A 23,830-nucleotide genomic window follows, 5' to 3' on the forward strand; every position below is an offset into this window, starting at 1 on the left:
CATGCTGATCCGCCTGACAGGACTTGTGGCGATCGAGCACGACCACGGCGCCCCGCAGCACCTGTCCAGCGCCCAGGCCCAGGTGGCGTTCGCCCGCCTGGTCCTGGAGCGCTCCGCCGGCACCAGCCGCGACCAGCTGGCCGACACCATCTGGCCCGACGGCCTGCCCGACACCTGGGCCTCCGCGCTGCGCAGCGTGGTCTCGCGGGTGCGGGCCTTCGTCGCCTCCCCGGGCCAGGGCCCGGGCGCCACCCCGCTGATCGCCCAGGGCGGGCGCTACGTCCTGCGGCTGCCCGCGGACGCGGCGGTGGACCTGGAGGCCGCGGCCGGTGCGGTCGGGGAGGCCGGGGAGGCGTACGCGGCCCGCTCCTACGCGGTGGCGCAGCAGTTGGCCGCGGGGGCGATCGCCAATCTGCGCGGCGCGTTCCTGCCCGACCACGAGGGCGAGTGGGCGGGCGGGGTGCGCGAGCACGTGGAGGAGCTGCGGATGTCCGCGCTGGAGACGGCGAGCCTGTCGGCCTCGGCGCTGGGCGAGGAGCACCACGCGCTGCGCTGGGCCGACGAGGCGGTGCGCCGCGCCCCGTTCCGCGAGAGCGCCTACCGCTGCCGGATGGAGGCGCTGGCCGCGGCCGGCAACCGGGCCGAGGCGCTGCGCTGTTACCAGCAGCTGCGCCAGGTGCTGGCGGAGGAGCTGGGCATCGACCCGGCCGCCGAGACCCAGGAGCTCTACCTCGCGCTGCTGCGCTCCCCCGCCCCGGTCGCGCCCGCTGCGGCGGCGGTGCGGCCGGTGGACCCGGTGCTGATGGGGATCTTCGAGCCGCTGGCCCTGGCCCGGTTGGCGCGCCCGGCCGGGCCGCCGGTGCGCGCGGCCTGACGGGTCCGTCGCGGTGGCGGGCGGCCCCCGGTGTCGAGGGGCCGCTCGCCCGCGTGCGCGCACGGGGGCGGGCGGGGGCGCGGGGGTCGCGGGCGCGCCGGGGCGGGCGCGCGCGTGTTGCGGAGGTGTTGCGGTGGGCGTGGCGCACGGCGCGCTCGTAGTAGCGTCGAGGCGCGAAGTCGCGCACGCCGCGCGGCTTTTACCGAACCGGGACGGGGGTCGAGCGTTGGGAAGGGGTGGTGGGTGTGGGACGGGCACGCGTGGCGGCGCGGGTGATCGTGCACCCTGGTGTGGAGGACCTCAGCGTCCAGCAGGTGTTGGAGGCACTCGCGGACCCTGCCCGCAGATCGGTGGTGCGCCGGCTCGCGCACGCGGGCGCGGCGCTGAGCTGCGGCTCCTTTGACCTTCCGGTCTCCCGCTCCACCTCGACGCACCACTTCAACGTGCTGCGCCAGGCCGGGCTGCTGCACCAGTACTACGTCGGCACCACCAAGATGAACTCGCTGCGCGCCGAGGAGCTGGAGGGCCGTTTCCCGGGCCTGCTGTCGGCGGTGGTGGCCGCCGCCGACGCCGAGGCCCGTACGGCACCCTGACGGCCGGCCCGCCCGCGGCCGGCGGCCGTGGGGCGGGCCTGGTGGGGCCCTGGGCGGGGGCGGGTCGGGGCAGGGCGGGTCTGCCGCTGCGGGACCGCAGCGGACACCTCCCCCGGCCAAGCCCGCTCCGGGGTCTTCTTCGCCTCCGTCAGCCGCTTCGGCAACTCGGCGGCCTTCGGGAACGGCACACCTGCCAGGGGCCGTTGGTCAGGCGCCCGGCGGTGACCTGCGGCTGCGGGAACCCGGCGTGGCCGCGGGCGGGCGGCGCTCGTATCCTTCGGCGGATGGACGCCTTCGCACCGCCGCACGAACCGCACGCGCCCTCGGGGGGCCGGGACTGGGCCGCCACGCTGCGGTGGGTGGAGCGGGGCCTTGCGCCGGGGCACCGCGTGCGGGCGGTGGCCGACCTGCGCGGCGGCTGGACGTCGCGGATGCGGCGCCTGGACATCGTCAGCGGCCCGGAGGCGGGACCGGGTGCGGGTGCGGGCCCTGGGGCGGGCCCGGTGCCGGGCGGGTACGGGCTGGTGCTGCGTTCGTTCGTCAAGCCGTTCTACCTGCGCCACGCGCCCGCCCTGCTGACCCGTGAAGCCGGCGTGCTGCGGCTGCTCGCGGACGGCGGCGTGCCGGCGGCGCGGCTGCACGCCCTGGACGCGGCGGGCGCGTTCTGCGACCACCCGTCGCTGGTGATGTCGCTGCTGCCTGGCGGCGTGCGGGTGGCGCAGGACAGCGACGTGGAGCGCCGCGCGGACCTGCTGGCCGCTCAGCTGGCCGCCGTGCACGCGCTCGCGGTGGTGCCGGGCGAGCGCCCCCGCGCCTTCGAGGCGTGGACGACCCCGGAGCGGGTGCGGGTGCCCGGGGCCACGGCGCGTCCCGGGGTGTGGCGGCGGGCGGTGGACGTGATCCGCCGCGAGGTGCCCGCGTACCGGCCGTGCTTCCTGCACCGCGACTTCCACCCCGGCAACGTGCTGTTCACCGGGCAGGGCGCCGGGCTGGCCGTCAGCGGGGTCGTGGACTGGGTGGAGACCTCCTGGGGCCCGGCCGACCTGGACGTGGCCCACTGCTCCACCACCCTGGCCCTGCTGCACGGTGTGGACACCGGCCTGGACTTCGCCGCCCGCTACCTGGCGGCCGGCGGCACGCTGGAGACGGACCGGGGCGCGCACCTGTACTGGCGGCTGCTGGACGCGCTGGCGTTCGCCCCGGACGCGGAGAAGGTCGCCGTGCCATGGCGGGAGCTGGGGCGCGGCGACCTGACGCCGGCCCTGCTGGGCCGGCGCCTGGAGGACTACCTGGAGGCGCTGCTCGACCGGTACGCCTGAGCGCCGCTCACCGGCGGTTTCCCGCGCGGTGGTTCAGGAGGCCGGGCCGGCGTCGAGGAAGGCGGCGATCAGGGCGCGGGGGGTGTCGTCGCGGTTGAGGAGTTCGTGCATGTGCGCGCCCTCGGAGGCGGCCTCGGCGCCGCGGGGGAACATGGCCCGCTCGTACGCGGCGAGGGCGGCCTCGGTGTCGCCGGGGTGCGCGGCCAGGGCCTGGCCGAGTTCGGCGCCGTCGAGCATGGCGAGGTTGGCGCCCTCGCCGTTGGGGGCGGTGAGGTGGGCGGCGTCGCCCAGCAGGGTCACCCCCGCCACCCGGTCCCAGCGGTGGCCGATCGGCAGGGTGTAGTGGGGGCGCAGGAGCGGCGCGGTGTCGCCTTCGGTGATCAGCGCGGTGAGTTCGGGTGCCCAGCCGTCGAACTGGGCCGCGATGCGGGCGCGTGCCGCGGCGGGGTCGGTGAAGTCGACGGCGGCGAACCAGTCCCGCGTCCTGGTGAGCAGCACGTAGGTGTGCAGGGTGTCGCCGCTCTCCCGGTGGGCGAAGATCTCCGCGCCCGGGGAGGGTGCCATCATCGAGCCGCCGCCGACCGCCTTCGCGGCGGCGAGGTGGCGGGTGTCGGCGTCGAACAGGTAGGTCTCGACGGACGAGGTGCCGGTGTACCGGGGGGTGGCGGCGGACAGCAGCGGCCGCACCCGTGACCACGCGCCGTCCGCGCCGACCAGCAGGCCCGTGGCGGCGGTGGTGCCGTCGGCGAACGCCACCTCGTGGCGGCCGGCGCCCAGGGCGCGGACGCCGGCGGCCTTGCGGCCCCACCGGACGGTGCCGGCCGGCAGCGAGTCGAGCAGCATCCGGCGCAGTTCGGCGCGCTGCACCTCGGGGCGCCCGCCCGTGCCGTCGTCGGCCTTGTCGAGCAGGACGCTCCCGTCCCGGTCGAGGATCCGCAGCGCCTGGCGGCCCTGGAGCACGAGGGCCTCGAACTCCTCCGTCAGGCCGGCCGCCCGGACGGCGAGCTGCCCGTTGTCGTCGTGGATGTCGAGCAGCCCGCCCTGCGCACGCGCCGCCGGCGAGGCCTCCGCCTCGTAGACCGTGGACGCGATGCCGTGCAGGTGCAGGACCCGGGCCAGGGTCAGCCCGCCGAGTCCGGCGCCGATGATCGTGATGTCGGTGGTCATGGTGGTTCCCTGTCTGTCGCGCGCCTGCCGGATGGGCACCCGGCCTGTCCCCGGAAAGGTCCCAGGGCCCACCGGCAGGCCGCTGCCAGGCCACCGGCACCCGGCTCACACCCCCGGCATCCGGCCGTCACCGCGCCCGCGTCGGATCGTCAAGTGCACTGCGCCGATTCGGATGTCGAGCTGCGGCACGCGAGCGGGCTCCTGGGGGCATGTCCCGACCACACCGGGCCGGAAGCCCTGTGGATTTCACGAAAAGTGAAAGATCGTCCTCGCCGTATGGGAATCATCGAGAATCATCCCTTCCGGGGCGCCGGTTGAGGCCGATCATGGGAGGACCTTCCTGTCTGCCGTCGAGAGGAACAGCTATGGCACGGCGACTGCGCGTCATCGGTAGCACCTCGGGTGTCGGCGACTGCCCGACGCTGTACGAGGACGTGGACACCGGCGAGGTGGTCGTGCAGGGGTACGCCGTGACGGACCCCGGGGACGTGGCGCAACTCATGCACGTGAAGGACGATGAGGGCTTCGTAGTCGTGCCCCGCGAACTGCTGGTGCGGTTCGCGCCGAAGGAGTCGACGCCGGTGCCGGAGTTCGTACCGCAGCAGCGGATCACCGAGTTCATCAACGACGGGTTCGAGCACACCGCGTGGCGGTTGGAGACGAGGACGGGATACCTCTCCGACCAGCTGACGCCCTCCTACGCCGAGTTCCTTCGGACGGGGGACAGCGCCGGAGAGGTCGGGCACCCCTGGTTCGAGAACGTGCGCCGCATGGTCGGCAAGGGCAAGAGGTTCGAGCGGGTGCGTCTGGTGGACGATCCGCCGACCGAGGGGCAGCGGTACCTGCTGGCGTGCGCCCGGACCAACGTGGCGGCCGGTGAGGACATCCGGTGCATGTGGCGTTCGGAGGCCGAGGCGGCCGGGCTGGCCGCTCTGTCGGACTTCTGGCTCTTCGACTCCCGCACGGTCGCGCGCTTCCACTTCGAGGGGGAACGCACCGTGGGAATGGAGTTGGTCACGGACCCGCTGGAAGTCCTCCGTGCCTGCCAGGCGCGTGATGCCGCCTGGCACCACGCGAGGCCCTACGCGCAGTTCCGGGCTCAGGTACCTTCCGACATGTGAGCACCGACTATCAGCAGGCACGGTCTGCTCTTGGTGCCCGGATGCGTGAACTGCGCACCGAGTGCGGATTGTCCGGACGCGCCGTGGCCGTGCGGCTGGGCTGGCCCCAGTCCAAGGTCAGCAAGTTGGAGAACGGCAGGCAGTCGCCCACCAGGGCCGATGTGGTCGCCTGGGCCGAGGCCGTCGGCCGGCCCGACGCCGGCGCCGAACTGGTGGGCCGACTGCGGACGGTGGGGACCCAGTACCGATCGTGGCGGCGCCAACTCGCCGGCGGTGTCCGACCGGTGCAGGAGACGCACGCCGTGCAGGGGAAGAGGACCGGCGACCGGCGGTCATTCGACCCGACCCTGGTTCCCGGCCTGCTCCAGACCGCGGAGTACGCGCGAGCGGTCCTCACCCGGTACACCAGGGTCCATCCATCGATCCGCGACGTCGAGGCCGCGGTGGTAACCCGCATGGAACGCCAGCGGGTTCTCAACGACCGGTCGCGGTCGTTCCACTTCCTGGTGTGGGAAGGCGCCCTCGTCTCCCGGCTCTGCCCGCCGGCCGTACTGGCGGACCAGCTGGAGTCCCTGGCCCCCTGGCTGGCACGTGGGAACGTCCGGCTCGGGATCGTGCCGTTCGATGCCGATCTCAGGGTGCCCGCGGGAGTCGGATTCTCCATCCACGACGGCGCGTTGGTCATCACCGAGTCCTGGCACGCGGAGATGTGGTTGGACGATCCGGCGGACGTCGCGCTTCACGTCCGGGCGTGGGAGGCCCTGGCGGAGAGCGCCGTCTACGGCCCGTCAGCCCATCGGGTGATTTCCCGGGCCCGCCGGTCGCTGCCGTGAGAATCACCGGGAATCATCTCTGCCCGGCTCCGGCCGCCTCCCCTACCTTCCTGGTGACGGAACCCCACCGGTCAAGGGAGTGGCACATGTCGGGTCTTGAGCCGACCGGGCAGTCGCAACGGGTGAGCGCCGCGGAGTCGGCGGCGAACGATCTGCGGGAAGCGCTACGCGCTGCCGGGATCTCCGCCCTCCTCCGTGGTGGCCCGGACGTGTTCGCGGAATCCAGCTTCTCCTGGGTGGCCCTGGCGCACCTCAGGGAGGCCGAGGCCGCCGTGCTCGCCACCCTGATCCGCAAAGCCCTGGACACGTGAACGCGGCACCGCAAGGGACACCCGGCCGCCGGGAGGCGGGGCGGTCCCGCCGGACCCCGGCGAGCGGTCCGGCCGTCGGAGCTGTCCCCGGAGGAACGCAAGCGGCGTCGAGCGTGCCCGACTTCGCCGAGCTGCTCGGGCGGTGCCGGCGCTCCGCCGTCCATCTGGAGCTGCGGGACTCCTACGCCCCGACGGAACGGTTCGAGGCGTGGCAACGCGGCGAGCGGATCGACTGGCAGGACCGCGGGTCCTGGTGGCATCCCTACGACCAGCTGATCACGGACACGGTGGCCCGGGGTGTGGCCGTGCGCCGGGCCCGGGTCGTCTCCGAGCCCGTGTCCGCGTACATCCGGTGGGAGCACTACGTCACCCACGCCAACGTCACGGCGGGTGAGGAGGTCCGCTGGCTGCCCCGGCGACGGGCCACGGGCATCCCCCTGCCGGGCAACGACTTCTGGCTGTTCGACAGCGCGCTGCTTCGGGTGCACCACTTCTCCGGTGACGGCGCGGTGGTCGAGGACGAGATCACGGCGGACCCGCAGACCGTGGCGCTGTGCGCCACCGCGTTCGAAGCGGTCTGGGAGCGAGCGGTCCCGCACCACCTGTACGAAATCTGACGAACGCCGGCTCCATGCCCGCGCACCCCTCTGCGAGCGTCCAACAGGCCCGCGAAGCCCTGGCCGGTCGGCTGAGCGAGATCCGCAAGGACACGGGGACCGGGGTCCACGCGGACACGCTGGACGCCGCTTCCACCCTCGCCCGGCCCAGCCAGGTCGGTCTGTACGCCCGGGCCTTCGACCGCCTCTCGCAGGGGGGCGGTGCGGGGCGCGCCAGCACGCTCGCTCGTGGCGGGTGCCTTGTCCTGCCTGGACTGATACGGCGGGCGTCAGACGGTGGCGGGCGGCGCGTCCTGCGCCTGCGGGGCCGGGGCGGTGGGGACGGGGGTGGCGGGGCCCAGGCGGCGGCGCAGCAGGACGGCGGCCAGGGCGGCGAGGGCGAAGCCCGCTCCGGCCCAGGGCAGGTGGCGGGCGCCGGCGGTGGAGACGACGAGGCCGCCCACCGCGCTGCCGGCGGTGATGCCCAGGTTGGAGAAGGAGATGAACAGGCTGTTGCCGAACTCGGGTGCGTCCTGGGCGTCGCGGGCCAGCCAGCTCTGGCTGACGACGAGTCCGCCGGAGTGCACCGCGCCCCAGAGCAGGATGCCGGCGGTCATCGGCGCGGGCCAGGGGCCGATCGCGTAGAGCAGGACGTAGAGGAGGACGTAGAGGGCGGGGAAGGCGGTGACGGTGCGCAGGAGGTCGCGTTCCAGGAGGCGGCCGAAGAGGAGGTTGCCGAGGACCATGACGATCCCGAAGGCCATCAGTGCGGCGCCCACCAGGGAGGCGCTCAGGCCGGTGACGCGTTCCAGGTATTCGGCGAAGTAGCCGTAGACGGAGAACATCGCGGCGAACACGCACACGACGGCGAGCACCGACAGCCACAGCCGGCCCCGGCGCAGGATGGCCAGCTGCCCCCGGTAGGAGGGGCGCCGGCCGGCGGGCGCTGCGGGGGTGGAGGGCGCTGCGGGGGTGGAGGGCAGGAGGAGCAGGACGCCCAGGCAGGCCAGCAGGTTGACGCCGGCGCCGAACCAGAACGCGGCGGCCAGGCCCGCGTGTTCGGCGAGGTAGGAGGTGAGCGGCACGCCGAAGGCGAAGCCGACGGTGACGCCGGCGAAGACGGTGGTGGCCGCCCGGGTGGCGCGGTGTGCGGGGACCAGGTTGGCGGCGGTGGTGAGGGCGACGGCGAAGAAGACGGGGTGGAAGAGCGCGGGCAGGATCCGGAAGGCGAACATCACGGCGAAGTCGTCGGTGAGCGCGTACACGGCGTTGGAGAGCGCGAAGACGGCCAGGGCGCTCGCCAGGACGGCCTTGCGGCGCAGGCCGGAGGCCAGCAGGGTGCCGAACGGTCCGGTGGCGGCGACCACGAGGGCGAAGACGCCCACCAGCCAGCCGGCGGCGGAGGGTGTGACGCCGAGGTCCTCGGAGATGCGGGGCAGGACGCCGACGACGCCCATCTCGGTGGTGATGATCCCGAACACTCCCAGGGAGAGCGTCAGGACGGCGGGGCCGGTCTTTCCCATGTGCTGCCTCCGTCCGCCCGGCGCGCGGGGTGTGCGGGCGCACGGCACCCACCCCCCACGCACGGGGCTACAAATCTAGATAGTTAGATGGAATTGGGCGAAAAGGAAGGGCGCAGCCCGGGGCGCCCCGGCGGGGGCGGTGGGGTGCGCCCCTGAGGGGCGGTGGGGTCAGAGTTCGTCGCGGGCGTAGGCGGCGAACGCGGCGATCGTCTCCTCGTCGCGGCGGTAGAAGGTCCACTTGCCGACGCGTTCGGACACCAGCAGTCCGGCGTCGCGCAGGATCTGCAGGTAGCCGGAGACCACGGACTGGGCGAGCCCGGACTTCTCCCGGATGTCCGTCACGCACACGCCGATGTGGAAGCCCACGCCGCGTTCGCGGTAGTAGTCCTCGTCGAAGTAGCGCTCGGGCGTCTTGAGCCAGCGCAGGAAGTCCGCGCGCGCCGGGTTGGCGAGCGCCTTGTGGACGGCCAGCGGATCCACCGCGTGCTCCCTTCGCCCGACCCTCGACCAGATGACGCATCCAATATTCTAGATGTGAAGAAGCGTGTCAACCCGGGCCGGGCGGGGCGGGGGCGGCGCTAGGGTGCGGCGGTGACCTCTCTGCCGGAAGACCTCTCCCCCCTGGCCGGCGACGACGACCGCGACGCGGCCGCGCAGCGCCTGCAAGAGGCGTACAGCCAAGGGCGCATCTCCCACGAGGAGATGGACGAACGCCTCCACCAGGCGCTCACCGCCAGGACGCAGGGCGCACTCGCACGGTCCCTGGCCTCGCTCCCGGAGCCGGGCGCGGGAGCCGAGACGACGATCGGCGCCGCCACGGGACGCATCCGGCGCGGCGGCGCCTGGCGGGTGCCCCGGACGCTCAAGGTCGCCTCCGCGCTCGGCAGGGTGCGCCTGGACCTGTCCCGGGCGGTCTTCGAGCACCCGGTCGTCGACATCGAACTGCAACTCGGCACCGGCGGCGCCAGGATCACGGTGCCCCGCGACGCGGTCGTCGACATCGAGGGCATGCAGCCCGGCTGGAAGGAGGCCCGCTACACGCCCCCGCGGCACCCCACCGCCGGCGGCCCGACGATCCGGATCTCCGGGACCACCGGGTTCGGACGGCTGAAGGTCCGCCACGCGCGGCGCTGAGGCCGTCCGGACCGCTTCTCCAACTCCCCTTGCTTGAGTCATGGTTGACGATTCACCACATTCGGTGGCGGTCACCCCGGCGGCACTTGCGCCGGACCTCGCGGAAGGGGCGGGCGGGCAGATGGACGGGGACGCGCGGCGGGCGGTAGTCGCGGCGCTCGGCGAGCTCGGGCGCAGCCGCGACTACCGCGACCGGGCGGACGCCGGTCGCGCCCTGGCAGGCTTCGCCGAACTGCGGGAGGCCCGCGGGCCGCTGCTGGCGCTCGTGCTCGACACGGGCGACACCTTCGTCACCCGGGTGAGCGCGCAAGCCCTGCTGCGGCGAAACGACCTGGCCGGGCTGACGATCGTCGCGTCCGCGCTGGCAGTGGCCGACGACAACCACGGCGACTGGATCCACACCGCGGTCGTCGACGTGTTCGGCGTCTTCGCCGACGACCGGGACGACGCGCTACGACTGTGCGAGGAGCTGTCGCGGGCCGCCGACGACCACGTCGCCCTGGGGGCCCGTCGGCTGCGCGACAGCCTGGCCGGGATCGATCCCGTTCTCCGCCCCGCAGCGGCGCGGGACGGACGCTAGGGCGTCTGGCGGGCGCGGTCGGCGACGGCCCGCAGCAGGGCCTCGGCACTGCCGGGGGCGGCCGCCCAGCGCCGTATCTCGGCGTGGGCGGCACGGCGCCCCGGGCTCAACGCCCTTACGGGCAGGGAGAACCGGCCGCGCAGACACCACCACCTCACGACCCGGGCGCAGCTGCGCCTCACGCCGGCCCCGGGAAGTCGTCGGCGCCGTCGGGGCTTTCGGCGGGGCGCAGGTGGATGGGGTGGGCGTGGACGCCGACGAAGGCGATCGTGCGCAGCGCGCCGAAGTCGGCCAGTCGGCGGGCGATGTGGGCGGTGGATTCGGGGGCGAACAGGTCGGCGAGGTAGGCGGCGTGGTCGTCGTCGAGGGGAAGGCGCGCCAGGGCGGTGCGCACGGCCGCCAGGGCGTCGGCGAGCCGGGCGAAGGTGGCGGTCTTGGTGACGCCGCCGATCTCGACGGTGACCGGGTGCGGGTAGTCGCGGGGAGGGATGGTGGTCACGTGGCGGCGCCGCTCTGGGGTCCGAGGACCGCCCACAGCGCTTTGCCGGCTCCGCCCGCGCGCGGTCGGCAGCCCCATCGGAGGGCGAGTTCGGACACCAGCCACAGCCCCCGCCCGCATTCTTCGTCCCCGTTGACGCGGCGCAGCACGGGCTGCCGGGGGTCGGCGTCGTGGACCTCGATCCGCACGTCGTCGGCCGAGAGGGCGAAGCGCACGAACAGCAGCCGGTCGGACGGGGTGCGGGCGTGCTGGACGGCGTTGGTGATGAGTTCGCCGAGCACCAACCCGGAGTGGTCGGAGAACAGTTCGCCCCCCGAGTGGTCGGAGAGGAAGCCGCGCAGCAGCCCCCGCGCGGTGGGCACGGACTTGTGGTGGCGCGACAGCCAGCAGGAGTACTCCCCCACGGCGGAGGGCGGGATCTTCAGCGTTTCGGACATGGCGACGCCTCCTCGGCGGCGTGGTGATCCGGGCCGGCGACTTCCCCACCGCCTGACCCGCCAGCCACCCCCCGTCGCAGCCCCGGCCGCACGACCGGGGCTGCGAGCTCAAAGGACCCGTCCCAGCGGATCCAGCGGGCCTCCGGGTGGAAGCCGGACAGGACCTGGCAGGGCGAGGGCCCGCAGCGAACCGGTGGTTGCGCACAGGAAGTCGGACCGGCCGACCTCCCGCGCTTTCGGTCCGCCCTCGCCGCCCTGCGGTCCTTGGCGACCCCGGGGCGGCGGCCGGCCGCAAACCGGCAGCGCTCCCGCCTCCTGCGGGGTGCGGGGCACCGCTCCCCCGCCGTGCTCGCCGATGGCGGCGGTCAGGCTCCGGCGGCAATCCCCGTCCCGCGCCCGGGACTTGAGACCGAGCACGAGACTGCGCGGCTGCGGAGCGCCGACCTCGGCGCTCTGCCGGTAGCGAGGCGTCCGCGCACCCATCACACCGCCTCGACCAGCGGGATCACCAGGCCGAACAGAGCGGCGAGCGCGAGAAAGACCGGAAAGCCGTCGGAATAGGCGGCGCCGCCGTCCGGCGCGAGGCCGCGAACAGGCCCGTACAGCCGCAGCACCACGGGGGTGCCGTCCGGCCCGACGACCCGCCCCGCCGGCCCCCGTCGGCGCACCGATCCCGCGATCTCCGACCCGCCCGACCCGCCCGACCCGCACCACGGTGGCCACGGCCTCCCTGCGCAGGTGCTGGAGACGGCCGGGACGGCCAACTCCGCTGTACCGGCAGCCCCTTGCGGGGGGCAACGGGGCCACAGGGACGATTCGCCCCGGGACGCCTCCCACGTCCGCACCCCGCACCCCGCACCCCGCACCCCGCACCCCGCCCATAATCGCGTTTGACTATGACCTGTAGTCGTGTTCGACTATCACTGTGAGCACTTCGAGACTCTTCGCACTCAGCGCGCTGGCCCGGGGCGGCCCGATGCACGGCTACCAGATCCGCCAGGCGGCCCAGCTCGACCGCACCGAGCTGTGGACCGACGTCAAGCCCGGATCGCTCTACAGCGTCCTGCACCGGATGGCCGACGACGGCCTGGTCGAGGTGGTGCGCAGCGAGAAGGTCGGCAACCCGCCCGAGCGGACCGTCTACGCGATCACCGACCAGGGCCGCCGGGAGCTCGCCGCCCTGCGTGACGCCGCCCTGCGCAAGGTGCGCCTGCTGCCCGACCCGGTCGACCTGGCCCTGCAGTACACCGCGGACCTCACGGACGAGGACCTCGCCGGGGCCGTCGCCGGGCGCCGGCAGGCCGTGGCCGACCAGGTGGCCCTGTTCGAGGAGCAGTTCGAGGCCGCCCGGCCGGACCTGACCGGCCTCGAACCGTGGATCTTCGAGCACTGCCTCGCCCGTCTGAAGGCCGATCTGGCCTGGCACGACGACCTGCTCGACACCCTGACGACGAACACCCCGACGACGAACACCCCGACGACCAACACTCTGACGACCAACACTCTGACGACGAACACCCGGAGGACCCCGTGATACTCGTGACCGGCGCGACCGGCACCGTCGGCCGCGCCCTCGTCGGCCACCTGGCCGCCCTCGGCGCCCCCGTGCGCGCCGCCACCCGCCGCCCCGACCGGGCCCGCCTGCCGGGCGGCGTGGACGTCGTCGGCGCCGACCTCGGCGAGCCGGACAGCCTGGCCGCCGCCCTGCGGGGCGTGCGCAGGGTGTTCCTGCTCTCCGACGGCCCCGACATCCCGCGCCACGACGCCAACCTCGCCACCGCGGCCGCCCGCGCCGGCGCCGAGGCCGTCGTCAAACTGTCCTCCGGCCGGGCCGCCGACCCGGACGCGGACGACCCCGTCGCCCGCTGGCACCGCGCCGGCGAACAGGCCGTCCAAGACAGCGGCCTGGCATGGACGTTCCTGCGCCCGATGGGCTTCATGTCCAACACCCTCGCCTGGGCCGGGTCGATCCGCGCGACCCGCACCGTCCGGGCCCCGTTCGCCGCCGGCCGGGTCTGCGTCATCGACCCCGCCGACATCGCCGCGGCCGCCGCCCACGCCCTGACCCGGCCCGGACACGACGGCCGGGCCCACCTGCTGACCGGCCCCCAGGCCCTCACCCCCGGCGAGATGACCACGACGCTCGCCGAAGTCCTGGGCACCCCGCTGGACTTCACCGAGATCCCGCCCCACGCCGCCCGCCAGGCACTCCTGGACCACGGCCTGCGCCCGGAGAGCGCCGACGCGGTCATGGCGCTGCGCGCCGCCTCGCTCGAACCGTTCGCCGCGACCGTCACCTCCGCGGTCCAGCAGATCACCGGCCGCGCGGCGACACCGTTTTGGGCCTGGGCCGAACGCCACCGCGCGGAGTTCACCGGGGAACCCGGCGCGGAGCCAGGTGAGGAGCCCGGCCGTGGCTGACACCCACCGCGAGCAGCCCGGCACGGAACCCGGCGGGCAGCCCGGCGGGCAGCCCGGCCGGGGCGGCGTCCACCGCGAACCCGTCATCCTGGCGCCCGGGCACGGCGGGCGCCGCCACGTGCCGGGCAGCCCGTACGTCGTCAAACTCGCGGGCGCCCAGAGCGGCGGATCGATCGCCGTCCTGGAGTCCACCTTCGAACCCGGCCAGGGCGCGCCCCTGCACCTGCACCGCGGCCACGACGAGACGTTCTACGTCGTCAGCGGCGCGTTCCGCCTGCGGTGCGACGAGCACACCACCGAGGCGGGCCCCGGCGCCTTCCTGCACGTCCCGCGCACCCACCCGCACTCCTTCACCGCGATCGGCGACACCCCCGCCACGATCCTGGTGACGCTGACCCCGGCCGGCTTCGAGGAGTTCTTCATCGCGGCGGCCGCCCTGGCCGCCGACGGACGCCCGGACCGCCAGGCGATACGGACCCTCCTGGCCCGCCACGACCAGGAACTGGTCCCCGACGCACCGCAGGACCGCCGCTGAGGCCACCGTCCGAGCGGCCCGCGCTACCGGTAGGTGCGCAGCACGTCGAGGAGGTCGCCGGTGTGGCCGTCGCGTGCGCCGAAGTGGGCGGCGCAGCTGAGCTGTTCGCGCAGGTGGAGCAGCCGCATGCGGTGCTGCCAGCCGTCGGTGAGGGGGTGGTGTTCGCGGTAGGCGTCGAAGAAGCGGGCGGGGACGGCGCCGGTGCAGAACATCATGCTCAGGTCCGTCTCCGCCCATGTCCAGCACACCGCCGGGTCGATGAACGCCGGGGCCGCGTCGGTGGTCGCGTCCGGGCGGGCGAGGATGTTGCCGTGCCACAGGTCGCCGTGGGTGAGGACGGGCGGTGCGGCGGGCAGGAGTCGGGGCAGCCGGTCGCAGATCCGTTCCAGGTCGGCGCGGCCCCGGGGGCCGAGTGCCTGGCGTGCCAGGGGCTCGTCGAGGTAGCGCAGCAGGCGGTGGCGGGCGAAGAACTCGTGTCCGTCCTCGGTCCAGGGGTTGCGCTGGACCAGGCGGCCGAGCCAGCCGTCCTCGGTCCAGCCGAAGCGCTGTCCGGTGGTGGCGTGCAGGGCGGCGAGCGCGTGTGCGGCGCGTTCCCAGAAGGCGGTGTCGTTCGCGGGCGGCTGTTCGAGGGCTTCCAGGACCAGGCCGTCGGGGTGCAGGGCCAGGACGCGGGGGGTCGACAGGGCGCCGTGGGTGCTCAGGGCCCGCAGGCCCCGGGCCTCTTTCGCGTACACGTCGGGGGCCAGTGCCGGGGTGGATTTCACCACCACGCGCCGGCCGTCGGCCAGGGTGACCAGCCAGACGGTGTTCGCGGCGCCGCCGGCCAGGCGCACCGCGTGGGCCGCCGGGCCGGGGAGCAGGTGCGGCGGCGGAGCGTCCTGTCCGGCGGCCGCCTCATCGGTGTTCTGCGCAGGATCTTCCATGGCGGGCCCCTTTCCCGCGCCCGGCGCCACCGACTCGGGCCGGCGCCGGTTTTCGCCGCCCCGGGGGCCGCGGCGGGACCGTGCCGGGTCTGCCGGGGTGCGCGGTACAGTCCGTTTCATGAACGAGAACGTGCGCGCCCCGTTCGGGAACTTCACCCTCGTCCGCGCGGCGGTCGAGGTCTGCGACGACCTCGCCGCCCCCGTCGCCGACGCGTTGAAGAACGCGGACGCGCAACGGTGGGCCGGATCCGTGCTGTACGTGGACACCGCCCCCGACAAGGCGGACACCGCGGTGTTCTGCCAGGCCTACGACGTGCCGCTGGAGCTCTCCGCGAACTGCGTGGTGGTCGCCGCCAAACGCGGCGGCGACGTCACCCTGGCCGCCTGCCTGGTGCGCGCCGACACCCGTCTGGACGTCAACACCGCCGTGCGCAGGCACCTGGGCGCGCGCAAGGCCTCCTTCGCGCCGGTGGACGTCGCCGTCGCCGCCACCGGCATGGAGTACGGCGGCATCACCGCCGTCGGCCTGCCGGGCGGCTGGCCGCTGCTGGTCGACGAGGCGGTGGCCGCCGCCGATCACGTGCTCATCGGCAGCGGGCGGCGGCGGGGCAAGCTGATCCTCCCCGGCTGGGCGGCGGCCCGGCTGCCCGGCGCCGAGGTCCTCCCGGGCCTGGCCGCCTGAGCCCGGCGGGACCGGCGGCGGCGGGAGCGGCCCGGGCCCGGGCCCAGGCGTGCGCGGCCGTGGCGTGGCCGTGGCCGGGCACCACACCCCGCAGTACCTGAGTGGACGTCAAACTCGGCTGAGGCTGACCTTTGGGGGTCGGACGGCGGGATCTCGGCGGAACACGGTCGAAAGGGTGGACATGGGAAACCTCAGCGGGAAGGTCGCGCTGGTCACCGGCGCCGGCCGGGGCATCGGGCGGGGCATCGCCGAACGCCTGGCCCGGGACGGCGCCCTGGTCGCCGTGCACTACGGCAGCAACGAGGCGGCGGCGAAGGAGTGCGTCGCGGCGATCGCCGGGGCCGGTGGCCGGGCGTTCACCGTGGGCGCCGAACTGGGTGTTCCCGGCGACGTGGACACCCTCGTGGGCGGGCTGGAGGCCGGGCTGCGCGCGCACGGGGAAGCGGCGCTCGACATCCTGGTCCACAACGCCGGGCTCAATCTCATGGGGCGCCCGATCGAGGTCCTCACTCCCGAGGAGTTCGACGAGATGGTCGCGGTCAACGTCAAGGCGCCGTTCTTCCTCACCCAGCGGCTGCTGCCACGGCTGCACGACGGCGGCCGGATCATCAACATCTCCTCCGTCTCCACCCGTATCGCCTCCGCCCACGGCATCGGCTACCCGCTCACCAAGGGCGCCCTGGAGGTGTTCGGCCACACCCTGGCCAAGCACCTCGGGCCCCGCAACATCACCGTCAACTCCGTCGTCGTCGGGTTCACCCGCACCGACATGACCGCCGACGTGCTGGCCGACCCGGCGAACCTGGAACGCAACCTCGCCCTGACCGCCCTCGGCCGGATCGGCGAGATCCCGGACATCGCCGACGCGGTCGCCTTCCTCGCCTCCGACGACGCCCGCTGGATCACCGGCACCAAGATCGACGTCACCGGCGGCGTCAACCTGTAGCGGCCGCAGCGGGGGCCGCACCGCGCGCAGGCCGTACCCGGGCCCGGGCAACCCGCCGCCCCGGGCGGCCGCGGGAGCTGCCCCGCCCGGCGGGCGGGACGGCGGGCGGGCGGGACGGCGGGCGGGCGGGACGGCGGGCGGGACGGGCCTCGCGGCACAGCGGACCCCTGAGCCGCGGGCGCCGCCAACGCCTCGCGCACCACCGCCGATTCACCCGGCGGCACACCGGCGGCACCCGGCCGGAGCGCCGGAGCACCCGGACCCCGCGCGGCACCCGGGGCCGTGTTACGGGAGGCCGGGCGCCCCCGGCCCCGGTGCCGGCGGCCCGAACCACAGGTGCAGGGCCGCGCGCAGGTGTTCGGCGGCGCTCTGGGGCGCCTGGGTGGGTGGTGCGGTCCAGGCGGCGTGGCCGTCCGGGCGCACCAGGACCGCGGACGTGCCGGGCAGGGCTGCGGGGCGCACCGTCGCCGTGCTCACCCGGTCCGTCCAGGGGGCGGCCGCCGTGCGCAGTGCGTCGGTGGCGGTGGTGTCCTCCAGGAGCAGGGCGCCGGCGCCGGTGTGGGCCAGCAGCGGTATCAGGGCGCCGTGTTGGAGGGTGGCGTCGTGGAGGGTGTCGTGCTGGAGGGGGATGTCCGGGACCATCGCGCCTTCCCAGGGGTGGCCGCTGCCGTGGGGGGCCGGGTAGCGGGTGGCGATGCCGGTGATCTCCTCGGCGAGGGGGCCGGCCGTGTCCTTGGCCTGTGCGAGGTCGGCGAGCAGGTCGCGCACGGGCGCGAGTTCCTCGTCGTCGCCGGCGAGCAGTGCCTGGGCGCGGGTGTTGCGCAGCAGTCTGGCGCCGGCCGCGTGGCGTTCGCCGTGGTAGGTGTCCAGGAGGGTTTCGGGGGCTTGTCCGCGGGCGACGAGGGCGAGTTTCCAGCCGAGGTTCATCGCGTCGTCGATGGCGGCGTTGACGCCGATGGCGCCGGCGGGCGGGTGGATGTGGGCGGCGTCTCCCGCCAGCAGTACCCGGCCCTGGCGCAGCCGTTCGGCCAGGCGGGCGGCGTCGCCGAAGCGGGTCAGCCAGTGGGTGCGGGTGATCGGGACGCGGTGTCCCAGGGCGTGGTCGAGTGCCTGTTGGAAGCGGGGCGGGGTGAGGGGTTCGTGCCGGTCCCGGGGCGGGTGGGGGTCGGCGGTGATCAGGCGGACGTAGCCGGGCCTGGGGATGGCGAACACGGTGCCGCCCGGGCCGGTGTTCACGCCGAAGGGGATCTGCCGGGGGTCGGCCAGGACCACGTCCGCGAGCAGGGTGAAGCGGCGGGCGGGGGTGCCGGGGAAGGCGATGGCGGCGAGTTTGCGTACGGTGCTGCGGGCGCCGTCGCAGCCGGCCAGCCAGGCGGCGTGCAGCAGTGCGGGGCCGTCGGGGGTGTCGGTGTGGGCGTGGACGCCGTCGTCGTCGAGGTCGAGGGCGTTCAGGCGGTGGCCGCGCAGGATGCGTACGCCCAGGTGGTGGGCGTGTTCGGTGAGGATCTCCTCCACCCTGGTCTGGGCGATGCCCAGGACGTAGGGGTGGCGGGTGCGCATGGCGGCGAGGTCGAGGCGGGCCTGTGCGGTGAACGCGGTGCTCGCCGCGGTGGGGCCTTCGGCGAGGAGGCGTTCGGACAGGGCGCGGCGCTCCAGCAGTTCCAGGCTGCGGGCGTTGAGGTTGAAGCCGCGGCAGAAGCCGGGCGGGGACGGGTCGCGTTCCAGGAGCACGGTGCGCACGCGGGCCAGGGCCAGTTCGCAGGCCAGCATCAGGCCGGCGGGGCCGGCGCCGACGACCAGGACGTCCGCGTCCGCGGCCCCGGCGGGCCCGGCGGCTCCGGCGGGCCCGGCGGCGGGTAAGCGCCGTGCGGCGGGGACCTGCGCGGGGACGGGGACGGGGACGGGCGTGCCGGCGGGTGCGGGTGCGGGTGCGGGGGTGTCAGGCATCGGGGGCGGCCTCCGGCCAGGCCAGGGTGCCCTGTTCGATCTCCTCGGCGGTGCGCAGCACCCATCGGCGTTCGGCTCGCAGCATGGCGTTGCCGTACTCGGCCTCGATGACGAACAGTCGGGGGGCGTGGTGTTCACGGGTGGCGCGGTGGTGGGCGTGTTCGCTCTCGGTGATGCGGGTCTGCAGGGCGGCGGCCCGTTCGCGCAGGGCCTGGGCGGCGCGGTGGGGTCCCAGGGCGCCGAGGTAGCTGACGGCCGACAGGAATCTCGGGTATTCGCGGGAGGGTTCGCGGATGAGTTCGTCCAGCCACTGGGTGAAGTACTCGCGGCCCTGGGGGGTGTGGCGGTAGACGGTGCGGGCGGGGCGCGCGCCGACCTGTTCGGTGTCGGTGGCCTCGATCCAGCCGTCGCGGGCCAGGGCGCGCACCGTGTCGTAGAGCGAACCGGTGGTCAGTTTGAAGGCCTGGTCGAGGTGGCGTTCGCGCAGGGTGGTGGCCATGGCGTGGGGGTGCAGGGGCTGTTCGAGGAGCAGGCCGAGCAGGGCGAGGGCCAGGGGGTTGGCGGGTCGTTTGGCGGTCATGGCGCTCCGTGGTCGCACGTGGGGCCCGGGACCCGGGATTCGGGCCCCGGGCCGGTGATACTCGGATCATACTACTCGGATCCGAGTATGTGGAGGGGGTGGCCCGGTCCGCCCGCCGCGGGGCGGTGCCGCACCGGCCGTGCGGTGCGGGGGAGTTCGGGCCCGGCCGGGGCGCCGCGGCCGGGGCGCCGCCGGGTGCGATCATGGCGGGCGTGGCTTCCAACGACGCACGACCCCTGGCCGGCCTGGTCCATGAGCGCTGGCGTGCCCGCCAGGCGCCCCACGGGGACTTCATCGTGTTCGGCGACGGGTCGCTGTCGGTGATGCGGCTCATGCGGTTCTCCCCCTCCGGCCGGCTCCACGACCTGCGGGCCCAGCAGTGGAGCTGGTGGGAACTGCTGCGGGCCACCGCGTGGACCCCCACCGACTGGACGGACGTCGACACGACGTTCGCCACCAGCACCCACGCCGGCAGCCGCGCCCTCGCGGGCGAGGCGTCCGAGCACGGCAGCATCGGCTGGGTCGCGCTGACCCGCGACGACGACGAGAACACCCTGGAGTGGCTCGCGCTCTCCTGCTCCTCCAACCCGTTCGCCGACGTCACCCTGGACGACACCGCGGTGACCGCCACCAGCACCCTGGGACGGATCTGGACCTTCCCCCGCGACGCCCCGCAGCAGGTGCGGATCACCGAGGACCCCGCCTACCCCTGGCCCGGCCCCTGAGCCACCCGGCCGCCGCGGCCGCGGACCGCGCCCGCACCACCGCCCGGCCGCCACAGCCCCGGCACCCGGGCCCGGGTGCCGGACCGTCACCAGACGGGCGCCGGGTCGCGGCCGGGTCGGCGCCGGCGGGCTGATCTGCTATTTTCGCCATGCTTCGACGCGAACCGTACAAGCGTGCGCTTTCGCATGCCCGCACGGGACCTTGGCCGCGAGCCCGGCCGCGGACCCCGAAGCGGGCCCCGGGGCGGGACCGGGGCGGGCACAGCGGTAGGTCGACCAGCGGGGGGACGGGATCCATGAACGCGTACGCGGGCTCCGACGGGCCGGGCCCGTACGGGCCGTACGGGCCGCCGGCGGGCGGGCCGCTGTTCGGGGTGAACCCGGCGGACCTGGACGCGGCGGCGAAGGTCGCCAAGGACACCGGCGAGGCGATGCCGGGCGAGCTCAAGCACGTCCACGAGCCCTCCGACACCGCGGTCGCGGCGCTGTCGGGCTGGCGCACCGGCGCGTCGCTGCACGCCTGCACGGCGGCGTGGGAGGAGTGCCTGAACAAGCTGGCCGCCGAGGTGGACGGCGTGAGCCTGAAACTGAGCCAGAGCGCCGGCAACTACCGCGGCACCGACACGGGCACCGCCGCCACCCTCCCACCGCCCAGCGCCCGGCCCTACGCGCCGGCGGTGAACTGATGGTCACCCTCGCCCAGCTGCGCGACACGGACCTGTCCGCCCTGACCGGCGCCGCCGGCGCCTACGACACCCTGGCCGGCGCGTTCGGCCAGCACGTCCAGGCCATGGACACCGAGGTCACCAAGCACGTCCTCAACAGCACGTGGGTCGGCACCGCGGCCGGCGCCGCCAACGCCTGCCTGCAGCGCACCAGCGGGCGCCTGGACGCCGCGCACACCGAGATGTCCGCGGTCTCGGGACTGCTGCGCCAGGCCTCGGAGGCCTTCCAGCTGGCGCAGTCCAAGCTGCAGGAGGCCCTCCAGGAGGCCCAGGGCGCCGGGCTGACGGTCGCCGAGGACGGCACGGTCAGCTGGCCGGCGCCCTCGCAGGCCGAACGCCACGACCCCGACTACGACACCCCGCAACGGGCCAGGGCCCTGGCGGAACGCATCTGCCACGCCGTCACCGAGGCCGACGGCGCCGACCAGAAGATCGCCGAACTGCTGGACGACCTGACCGCCCGGGCCCGCACCGGCACCGGACTGGACCCAACGCAGGCCGCCGCCGACCGCAGGTCCGCCGACGAGCTCGCCACCGGCCTGAGCGCCGCCGGCTGGCCACCCGCCGGCGCCGCCCCCACCGAGGTCAACTCCTGGTGGAAGGGCCTGACCCCGGACGGGCAGCAACGCCTGATCCAGGCCCACCCCGACCTGCTGGGCATGCGCGACGGCATCCCCGCCACCGCCCGCGACCAGGCCAACCGCCTCAACCTGGCCCACCTGATCGACACCTACGAGCACAAACCGAACCCGTCGGACGACGACAAGCAGAAACTGGACGGCTTCCGCGCGATCCGCCAGAAACTCCAGGAACGCCGGAACATGGTCCCGCCCGCCTTCCTGCTGGGCGTCGGCGAACAGGGCCAGGGCCGCGGCATCCTGTCCTTCGGCAACCCCGACACCGCGAAGAACGTCAGCGCCTACGTGCCGGGACTTGGCACCACACTGTCCGCCGTCGGCGGCAAGGACGCCGACCGCGCCCTGAACGTGTGGAACGCCGCACACAACGCCGACCCCACCAGCGCGACCGCCTCCATGGTCTGGCTCGGCTACGACCCGCCACCCGGACTGGAGAAACTCGCCGACGGCGACACCCGGCCCCTGGACGTCACGGACACCGACCGCGCCGCCAAGGGCGGCGCCGCCTACGACACGTTCATGGCCGCACTGCGCGCCACCCACGAGGGCACCCCCGCGCACCTGGTCGCCCTCGCCCACAGCTACGGCTCCACCACCGTGGGCCTGGGCGCACAACGCCCCGGCGGCACCGGCGCCGACGACATCATCCTGGTCGGCTCCCCCGGCACCGGCGCCACCACCGCCTCCCAACTGCACATCGACCCCCACCACGTGTGGGTCGGCGACGCCGAGAACGACCCGGTCAGCCACCTGCCCTCCAAAAGCCGCGTCTCCAACGACCTCGGCGGCGCCCTGAGCGGCGCCCCCGCCGGCCCGCTCGGCATACTCGGCGGCGGCTACATCGCCGACAAGATGTACGACTGGTTCGGCCCCGACAACCAGCTCTGGTTCGGCCAGGACCCCGCCAGCCAGGAGTTCGGCGCCAACCGGTTCACCGTCGCCGACGGACCGGAGAACTCCTTCCAGTCCCACTCCGACTACATGACCGACCCCGGCGAGAAGGACTCCAAAACCCTGGAATCGGTCAACAACATCGGCCAGATCGTGGCCGGCCGGTACGACAACGTCAAAACCCAGGGCCGGCGATGAACCACACCCCCCACCCCGACCCCCACCCCGCACCCCGACCCGCACCCCGGCCCGTGTCGCGGCCCGTGTCGCGGCCCGTGTCCCCTCCGGCCGCGGCCTGCGCCGCCCTCGCCCTCGCCCTGACCGCCGCCGGCTGCGCCGCCACCGGCGACCGGGGCGCGGACACCGGCACGACACCCGGCCCCCTCATGCAGCCCGCACAGGCCCTGCACCGACTCGACGACCTGCTCCAGGAAGCGACCAGCGGCATCCAGCCCGCACTGCGCTACCGCGACGCCCGGCCCGACTGGCGCGAGCAGTACTCCAAAGGCCTGGACGAACACTCCCTGGGCTACGCCCGGGCCTCACGCCAGCGCACCATCACGACCAAGGTCGCCCCCGCCAAGTACGGCGCCCTCCTGGACGCGGTACGCGGCACCTGGCAGACCAAGGGCTACCACCTCACCACCGGCCCCGACACCGTGGCCGCCACCACCGCCGACGGCGCAAGCGTCGGCATCACCATCCACCCCTACGCCGGCAACATCGACATCAGCGCGAGCGCGGGACCCATCCCGCTCCCCCACGGCACCGACCCCTTCGCCACCCCCACCCCCGAACCCACCCCGGCCAACGACGACCCCGACACCCTCCCCGCCTACGACGACCCCTACTGGTCCACCTGACCCCCGGCAGATCCCCCCCGGCAGATCCCCCTCGGCGTGAACACCGGCCCGGGCGACACCGTGCTCGCCCTCCCCAGACCCGGCCACGTCCGCCCGATCACCGCCGACCCCCACCCGCCCCAGGACCGGCACGAACCCCTCACCCCACCCGCCCCCCAGCACCCGCCCCGCCCCCACCGCGTGACCCCGCACCAGCCGCGTGACCCCGCACCAGCCGAAAGCCCCCGCCATGACCCCCGAACAGGCCGTCCACACCCTCGACGCGCTCCTCGACGAGGCGATGTCCGCCATCCGCCCCCCGCTGCGCCACTGGGACGGCTGGCCGCGCTCCACCGAACAGACCACCGGCGGCCTCCAGGACCGCCCCCTGGGCTACGCCACCGCCACCCGCGAACGGCACGTCACCACCAGGGTCGCCCCCGCCAAGTACGGGGCACTGCTGGGCGTCACCGAACGCGGCTGGCACGCCCGCGGCTACCGGATCACCGCCGTCAACCCCCGCCAGCCCGCCATGTTCGCCACCACACCCACCGGATACGGCGTCGCCGTCCTGTTCGGCGCCGCCGGGAACATCACCTTCCAGGCCACCGTCGGCCCCATCCCCGTCATCCGCGACCGCGACCCCTTCGGCACCTACGTGCCCGAACCGACCCTGCCCGACGGCACCCTGGACATCCTGCCCCGCCACGACGACCCGTTCTGGTCCACCTGAACACCAGACCCACCGCCAGCCCCACCGCCGGACCCGCCGGCCAGCGGCACCACCAGCCCCACCACCGGACCCACCACCGGACCCGCCACCGGACCCGCCGCCAGGCGCACCGGTGAGCACACCGCCAGACCCACCGCCAGACCCGCCGGTGAGCACACCGCCAGACCCACCGGCAGACCCACCGGCGGCCCCGCCTGCAGGCGCACTGGCAGGCCCACCGGCAGACCCGCCGGCGCCACCCGCACGCCCTCCCGC

28 protein-coding genes are annotated in these 23,830 nt (G+C 74.7%); 19 read left to right on the forward strand and 9 right to left on the reverse strand.

Features of this window, described 5'->3' with window-relative positions; translation table 11 throughout:
- Position 1: 1 nt before the first annotated feature.
- The 3 genes from ACIQVZ_RS14965 to ACIQVZ_RS14975 all read left to right on the forward strand — a co-directional run bounded on the left by ACIQVZ_RS14965 (position 2) and on the right by ACIQVZ_RS14975 (position 2,786).
- Positions 2–874 carry a BTAD domain-containing putative transcriptional regulator gene (locus ACIQVZ_RS14965; protein ID WP_402450185.1) on the forward strand — a complete coding sequence of 291 codons (873 nt, stop codon included), beginning with the start codon at positions 2–4 and terminating at the stop codon, positions 872–874.
- A 245-nt stretch (positions 875–1,119) separates the two neighbouring features.
- A complete protein-coding gene (locus tag ACIQVZ_RS14970) occupies positions 1,120–1,467 on the forward strand; it encodes a helix-turn-helix transcriptional regulator (protein ID WP_350886075.1) in 348 nt (115 codons plus the stop codon).
- Positions 1,468–1,751: 284 nt separating this feature from the next.
- Positions 1,752–2,786 (forward strand): phosphotransferase family protein, encoded by a 1,035-nt coding sequence (locus ACIQVZ_RS14975; RefSeq protein WP_402450188.1) that lies wholly within the window; start codon positions 1,752–1,754, stop codon positions 2,784–2,786.
- 33 nt (positions 2,787–2,819) lie between these two features.
- On the opposite strand, the gene ACIQVZ_RS14980 is transcribed toward ACIQVZ_RS14975, so the two are convergent.
- Positions 2,820–3,953 carry an FAD-dependent oxidoreductase gene (locus tag ACIQVZ_RS14980; RefSeq protein ID WP_402450191.1) on the reverse strand — a complete coding sequence of 378 codons (1,134 nt, stop codon included), beginning with the start codon at positions 3,951–3,953 and terminating at the stop codon, positions 2,820–2,822.
- A gap of 365 nt (positions 3,954–4,318) precedes the next feature.
- On the opposite strand from ACIQVZ_RS14980, the gene ACIQVZ_RS14985 reads away from it, so the two are divergent.
- The 4 genes from ACIQVZ_RS14985 to ACIQVZ_RS15000 all read left to right on the forward strand — a co-directional run bounded on the left by ACIQVZ_RS14985 (position 4,319) and on the right by ACIQVZ_RS15000 (position 6,835).
- Positions 4,319–5,074: a DUF6879 family protein gene (locus tag ACIQVZ_RS14985; protein WP_402450194.1), complete on the forward strand. Its 756-nt coding sequence runs from the start codon at positions 4,319–4,321 to the stop codon at positions 5,072–5,074.
- Entirely contained in the window at positions 5,071–5,907 is an 837-nt protein-coding gene (locus ACIQVZ_RS14990; RefSeq protein WP_402450196.1) for a helix-turn-helix domain-containing protein, read from the forward strand. Before ACIQVZ_RS14985 ends, ACIQVZ_RS14990 begins: the two co-directional genes overlap by 4 nt.
- Positions 5,908–5,993: 86 nt before the next feature.
- Entirely contained in the window at positions 5,994–6,218 is a 225-nt protein-coding gene (locus tag ACIQVZ_RS14995; protein ID WP_402450198.1) for a hypothetical protein, read from the forward strand.
- Positions 6,219–6,331: 113 nt separating this feature from the next.
- Entirely contained in the window at positions 6,332–6,835 is a 504-nt protein-coding gene (locus ACIQVZ_RS15000) for a DUF6879 family protein (protein ID WP_402450200.1), read from the forward strand.
- A gap of 269 nt (positions 6,836–7,104) precedes the next feature.
- On the opposite strand, the gene ACIQVZ_RS15005 is transcribed toward ACIQVZ_RS15000, so the two are convergent.
- Together ACIQVZ_RS15005 and ACIQVZ_RS15010 are read right to left on the reverse strand one after the other, a co-directional pair.
- On the reverse strand, positions 7,105–8,337 hold the full coding sequence (locus ACIQVZ_RS15005) for an MFS transporter (protein WP_402450202.1): 1,233 nt from the start codon (positions 8,335–8,337) through the stop codon (positions 7,105–7,107).
- A gap of 168 nt (positions 8,338–8,505) precedes the next feature.
- The gene (locus ACIQVZ_RS15010) at positions 8,506–8,817 is read right to left on the reverse strand and encodes a helix-turn-helix transcriptional regulator (RefSeq protein WP_063352995.1); all 312 of its coding nucleotides are present in this window, start codon (positions 8,815–8,817) and stop codon (positions 8,506–8,508) included.
- A 111-nt stretch (positions 8,818–8,928) separates the two neighbouring features.
- Between ACIQVZ_RS15010 and ACIQVZ_RS15015 the strand changes: the two genes are divergently transcribed.
- The gene (locus tag ACIQVZ_RS15015; protein WP_402450204.1) at positions 8,929–9,471 is read left to right on the forward strand and encodes a DUF1707 domain-containing protein; all 543 of its coding nucleotides are present in this window, start codon (positions 8,929–8,931) and stop codon (positions 9,469–9,471) included.
- Between the two features lie 121 nt (positions 9,472–9,592).
- The gene (locus ACIQVZ_RS15020; protein WP_402450205.1) at positions 9,593–10,051 is read left to right on the forward strand and encodes a hypothetical protein; all 459 of its coding nucleotides are present in this window, start codon (positions 9,593–9,595) and stop codon (positions 10,049–10,051) included.
- Between the two features lie 178 nt (positions 10,052–10,229).
- Here the strand turns inward: ACIQVZ_RS15020 and ACIQVZ_RS15025 are convergent, their stop codons facing one another.
- From ACIQVZ_RS15025 to ACIQVZ_RS15035, 3 genes are all read right to left on the reverse strand, one after another.
- On the reverse strand, positions 10,230–10,550 hold the full coding sequence (locus ACIQVZ_RS15025) for a hypothetical protein (RefSeq protein ID WP_402450207.1): 321 nt from the start codon (positions 10,548–10,550) through the stop codon (positions 10,230–10,232).
- The gene (locus ACIQVZ_RS15030) at positions 10,547–10,987 is read right to left on the reverse strand and encodes an ATP-binding protein (protein ID WP_402450210.1); all 441 of its coding nucleotides are present in this window, start codon (positions 10,985–10,987) and stop codon (positions 10,547–10,549) included. Before ACIQVZ_RS15030 ends, ACIQVZ_RS15025 begins: the two co-directional genes overlap by 4 nt.
- Positions 10,988–11,469: 482 nt before the next feature.
- Positions 11,470–11,604, reverse strand: coding sequence for a hypothetical protein (locus tag ACIQVZ_RS15035; RefSeq protein WP_402450212.1), 135 nt, complete (start codon positions 11,602–11,604; stop codon positions 11,470–11,472).
- A 308-nt stretch (positions 11,605–11,912) separates the two neighbouring features.
- On the opposite strand from ACIQVZ_RS15035, the gene ACIQVZ_RS15040 reads away from it, so the two are divergent.
- Genes ACIQVZ_RS15040 through ACIQVZ_RS15050 form a run of 3 tightly spaced genes read left to right on the forward strand, consistent with a single transcriptional unit; the run spans position 11,913 to position 13,943 of the window.
- Positions 11,913–12,521 carry a PadR family transcriptional regulator gene (locus ACIQVZ_RS15040; protein ID WP_402450213.1) on the forward strand — a complete coding sequence of 203 codons (609 nt, stop codon included), beginning with the start codon at positions 11,913–11,915 and terminating at the stop codon, positions 12,519–12,521.
- Positions 12,518–13,408 carry an NAD(P)H-binding protein gene (locus ACIQVZ_RS15045; RefSeq protein ID WP_402450216.1) on the forward strand — a complete coding sequence of 297 codons (891 nt, stop codon included), beginning with the start codon at positions 12,518–12,520 and terminating at the stop codon, positions 13,406–13,408. Before ACIQVZ_RS15040 ends, ACIQVZ_RS15045 begins: the two co-directional genes overlap by 4 nt.
- Positions 13,401–13,943: a cupin domain-containing protein gene (locus ACIQVZ_RS15050; protein WP_402450218.1), complete on the forward strand. Its 543-nt coding sequence runs from the start codon at positions 13,401–13,403 to the stop codon at positions 13,941–13,943. Before ACIQVZ_RS15045 ends, ACIQVZ_RS15050 begins: the two co-directional genes overlap by 8 nt.
- 23 nt (positions 13,944–13,966) lie before the next feature.
- On the opposite strand, the gene ACIQVZ_RS15055 is transcribed toward ACIQVZ_RS15050, so the two are convergent.
- A complete protein-coding gene (locus ACIQVZ_RS15055) occupies positions 13,967–14,866 on the reverse strand; it encodes a fructosamine kinase family protein (protein WP_350887383.1) in 900 nt (299 codons plus the stop codon).
- 118 nt (positions 14,867–14,984) lie between these two features.
- On the opposite strand from ACIQVZ_RS15055, the gene ACIQVZ_RS15060 reads away from it, so the two are divergent.
- Together ACIQVZ_RS15060 and ACIQVZ_RS15065 are read left to right on the forward strand one after the other, a co-directional pair.
- On the forward strand, positions 14,985–15,548 hold the full coding sequence (locus ACIQVZ_RS15060; protein ID WP_350887380.1) for a YbaK/EbsC family protein: 564 nt from the start codon (positions 14,985–14,987) through the stop codon (positions 15,546–15,548).
- Positions 15,549–15,729: 181 nt separating this feature from the next.
- Positions 15,730–16,494, forward strand: coding sequence for an SDR family oxidoreductase (locus ACIQVZ_RS15065; RefSeq protein ID WP_402450291.1), 765 nt, complete (start codon positions 15,730–15,732; stop codon positions 16,492–16,494).
- 285 nt (positions 16,495–16,779) lie between these two features.
- Here ACIQVZ_RS15065 and ACIQVZ_RS15070 read toward each other — a convergent pair whose 3' ends face one another.
- A complete protein-coding gene (locus tag ACIQVZ_RS15070; protein ID WP_402450222.1) occupies positions 16,780–18,441 on the reverse strand; it encodes an FAD-dependent monooxygenase in 1,662 nt (553 codons plus the stop codon).
- Positions 18,434–19,021 carry a PadR family transcriptional regulator gene (locus ACIQVZ_RS15075; protein WP_350887375.1) on the reverse strand — a complete coding sequence of 196 codons (588 nt, stop codon included), beginning with the start codon at positions 19,019–19,021 and terminating at the stop codon, positions 18,434–18,436. Before ACIQVZ_RS15075 ends, ACIQVZ_RS15070 begins: the two co-directional genes overlap by 8 nt.
- Positions 19,022–19,233: 212 nt before the next feature.
- On the opposite strand from ACIQVZ_RS15075, the gene ACIQVZ_RS15080 reads away from it, so the two are divergent.
- The 5 genes from ACIQVZ_RS15080 (at position 19,234) to ACIQVZ_RS15100 (ending at position 23,575) form a co-directional block, all read left to right on the forward strand.
- The gene (locus ACIQVZ_RS15080) at positions 19,234–19,746 is read left to right on the forward strand and encodes a hypothetical protein (RefSeq protein WP_402450224.1); all 513 of its coding nucleotides are present in this window, start codon (positions 19,234–19,236) and stop codon (positions 19,744–19,746) included.
- Positions 19,747–20,042: 296 nt separating this feature from the next.
- Positions 20,043–20,432 carry a hypothetical protein gene (locus ACIQVZ_RS15085; protein ID WP_402450227.1) on the forward strand — a complete coding sequence of 130 codons (390 nt, stop codon included), beginning with the start codon at positions 20,043–20,045 and terminating at the stop codon, positions 20,430–20,432.
- Positions 20,432–22,198, forward strand: a complete 1,767-nt coding sequence (locus ACIQVZ_RS15090) for an alpha/beta hydrolase (RefSeq protein ID WP_402450229.1) — start codon at positions 20,432–20,434, stop codon at positions 22,196–22,198. The genes ACIQVZ_RS15085 and ACIQVZ_RS15090 overlap by 1 nt, the downstream gene beginning before the upstream one ends.
- 77 nt (positions 22,199–22,275) lie before the next feature.
- Positions 22,276–22,863 carry a hypothetical protein gene (locus ACIQVZ_RS15095; protein ID WP_402450231.1) on the forward strand — a complete coding sequence of 196 codons (588 nt, stop codon included), beginning with the start codon at positions 22,276–22,278 and terminating at the stop codon, positions 22,861–22,863.
- A gap of 229 nt (positions 22,864–23,092) precedes the next feature.
- The gene (locus ACIQVZ_RS15100; protein ID WP_350887361.1) at positions 23,093–23,575 is read left to right on the forward strand and encodes a hypothetical protein; all 483 of its coding nucleotides are present in this window, start codon (positions 23,093–23,095) and stop codon (positions 23,573–23,575) included.
- Positions 23,576–23,830 lie beyond the last annotated feature (255 nt).

This window comes from Kitasatospora sp. NPDC098663, assembly GCF_044760075.1.
Classification (GTDB): Bacteria; Actinomycetota; Actinomycetes; order Streptomycetales; family Streptomycetaceae; genus Kitasatospora.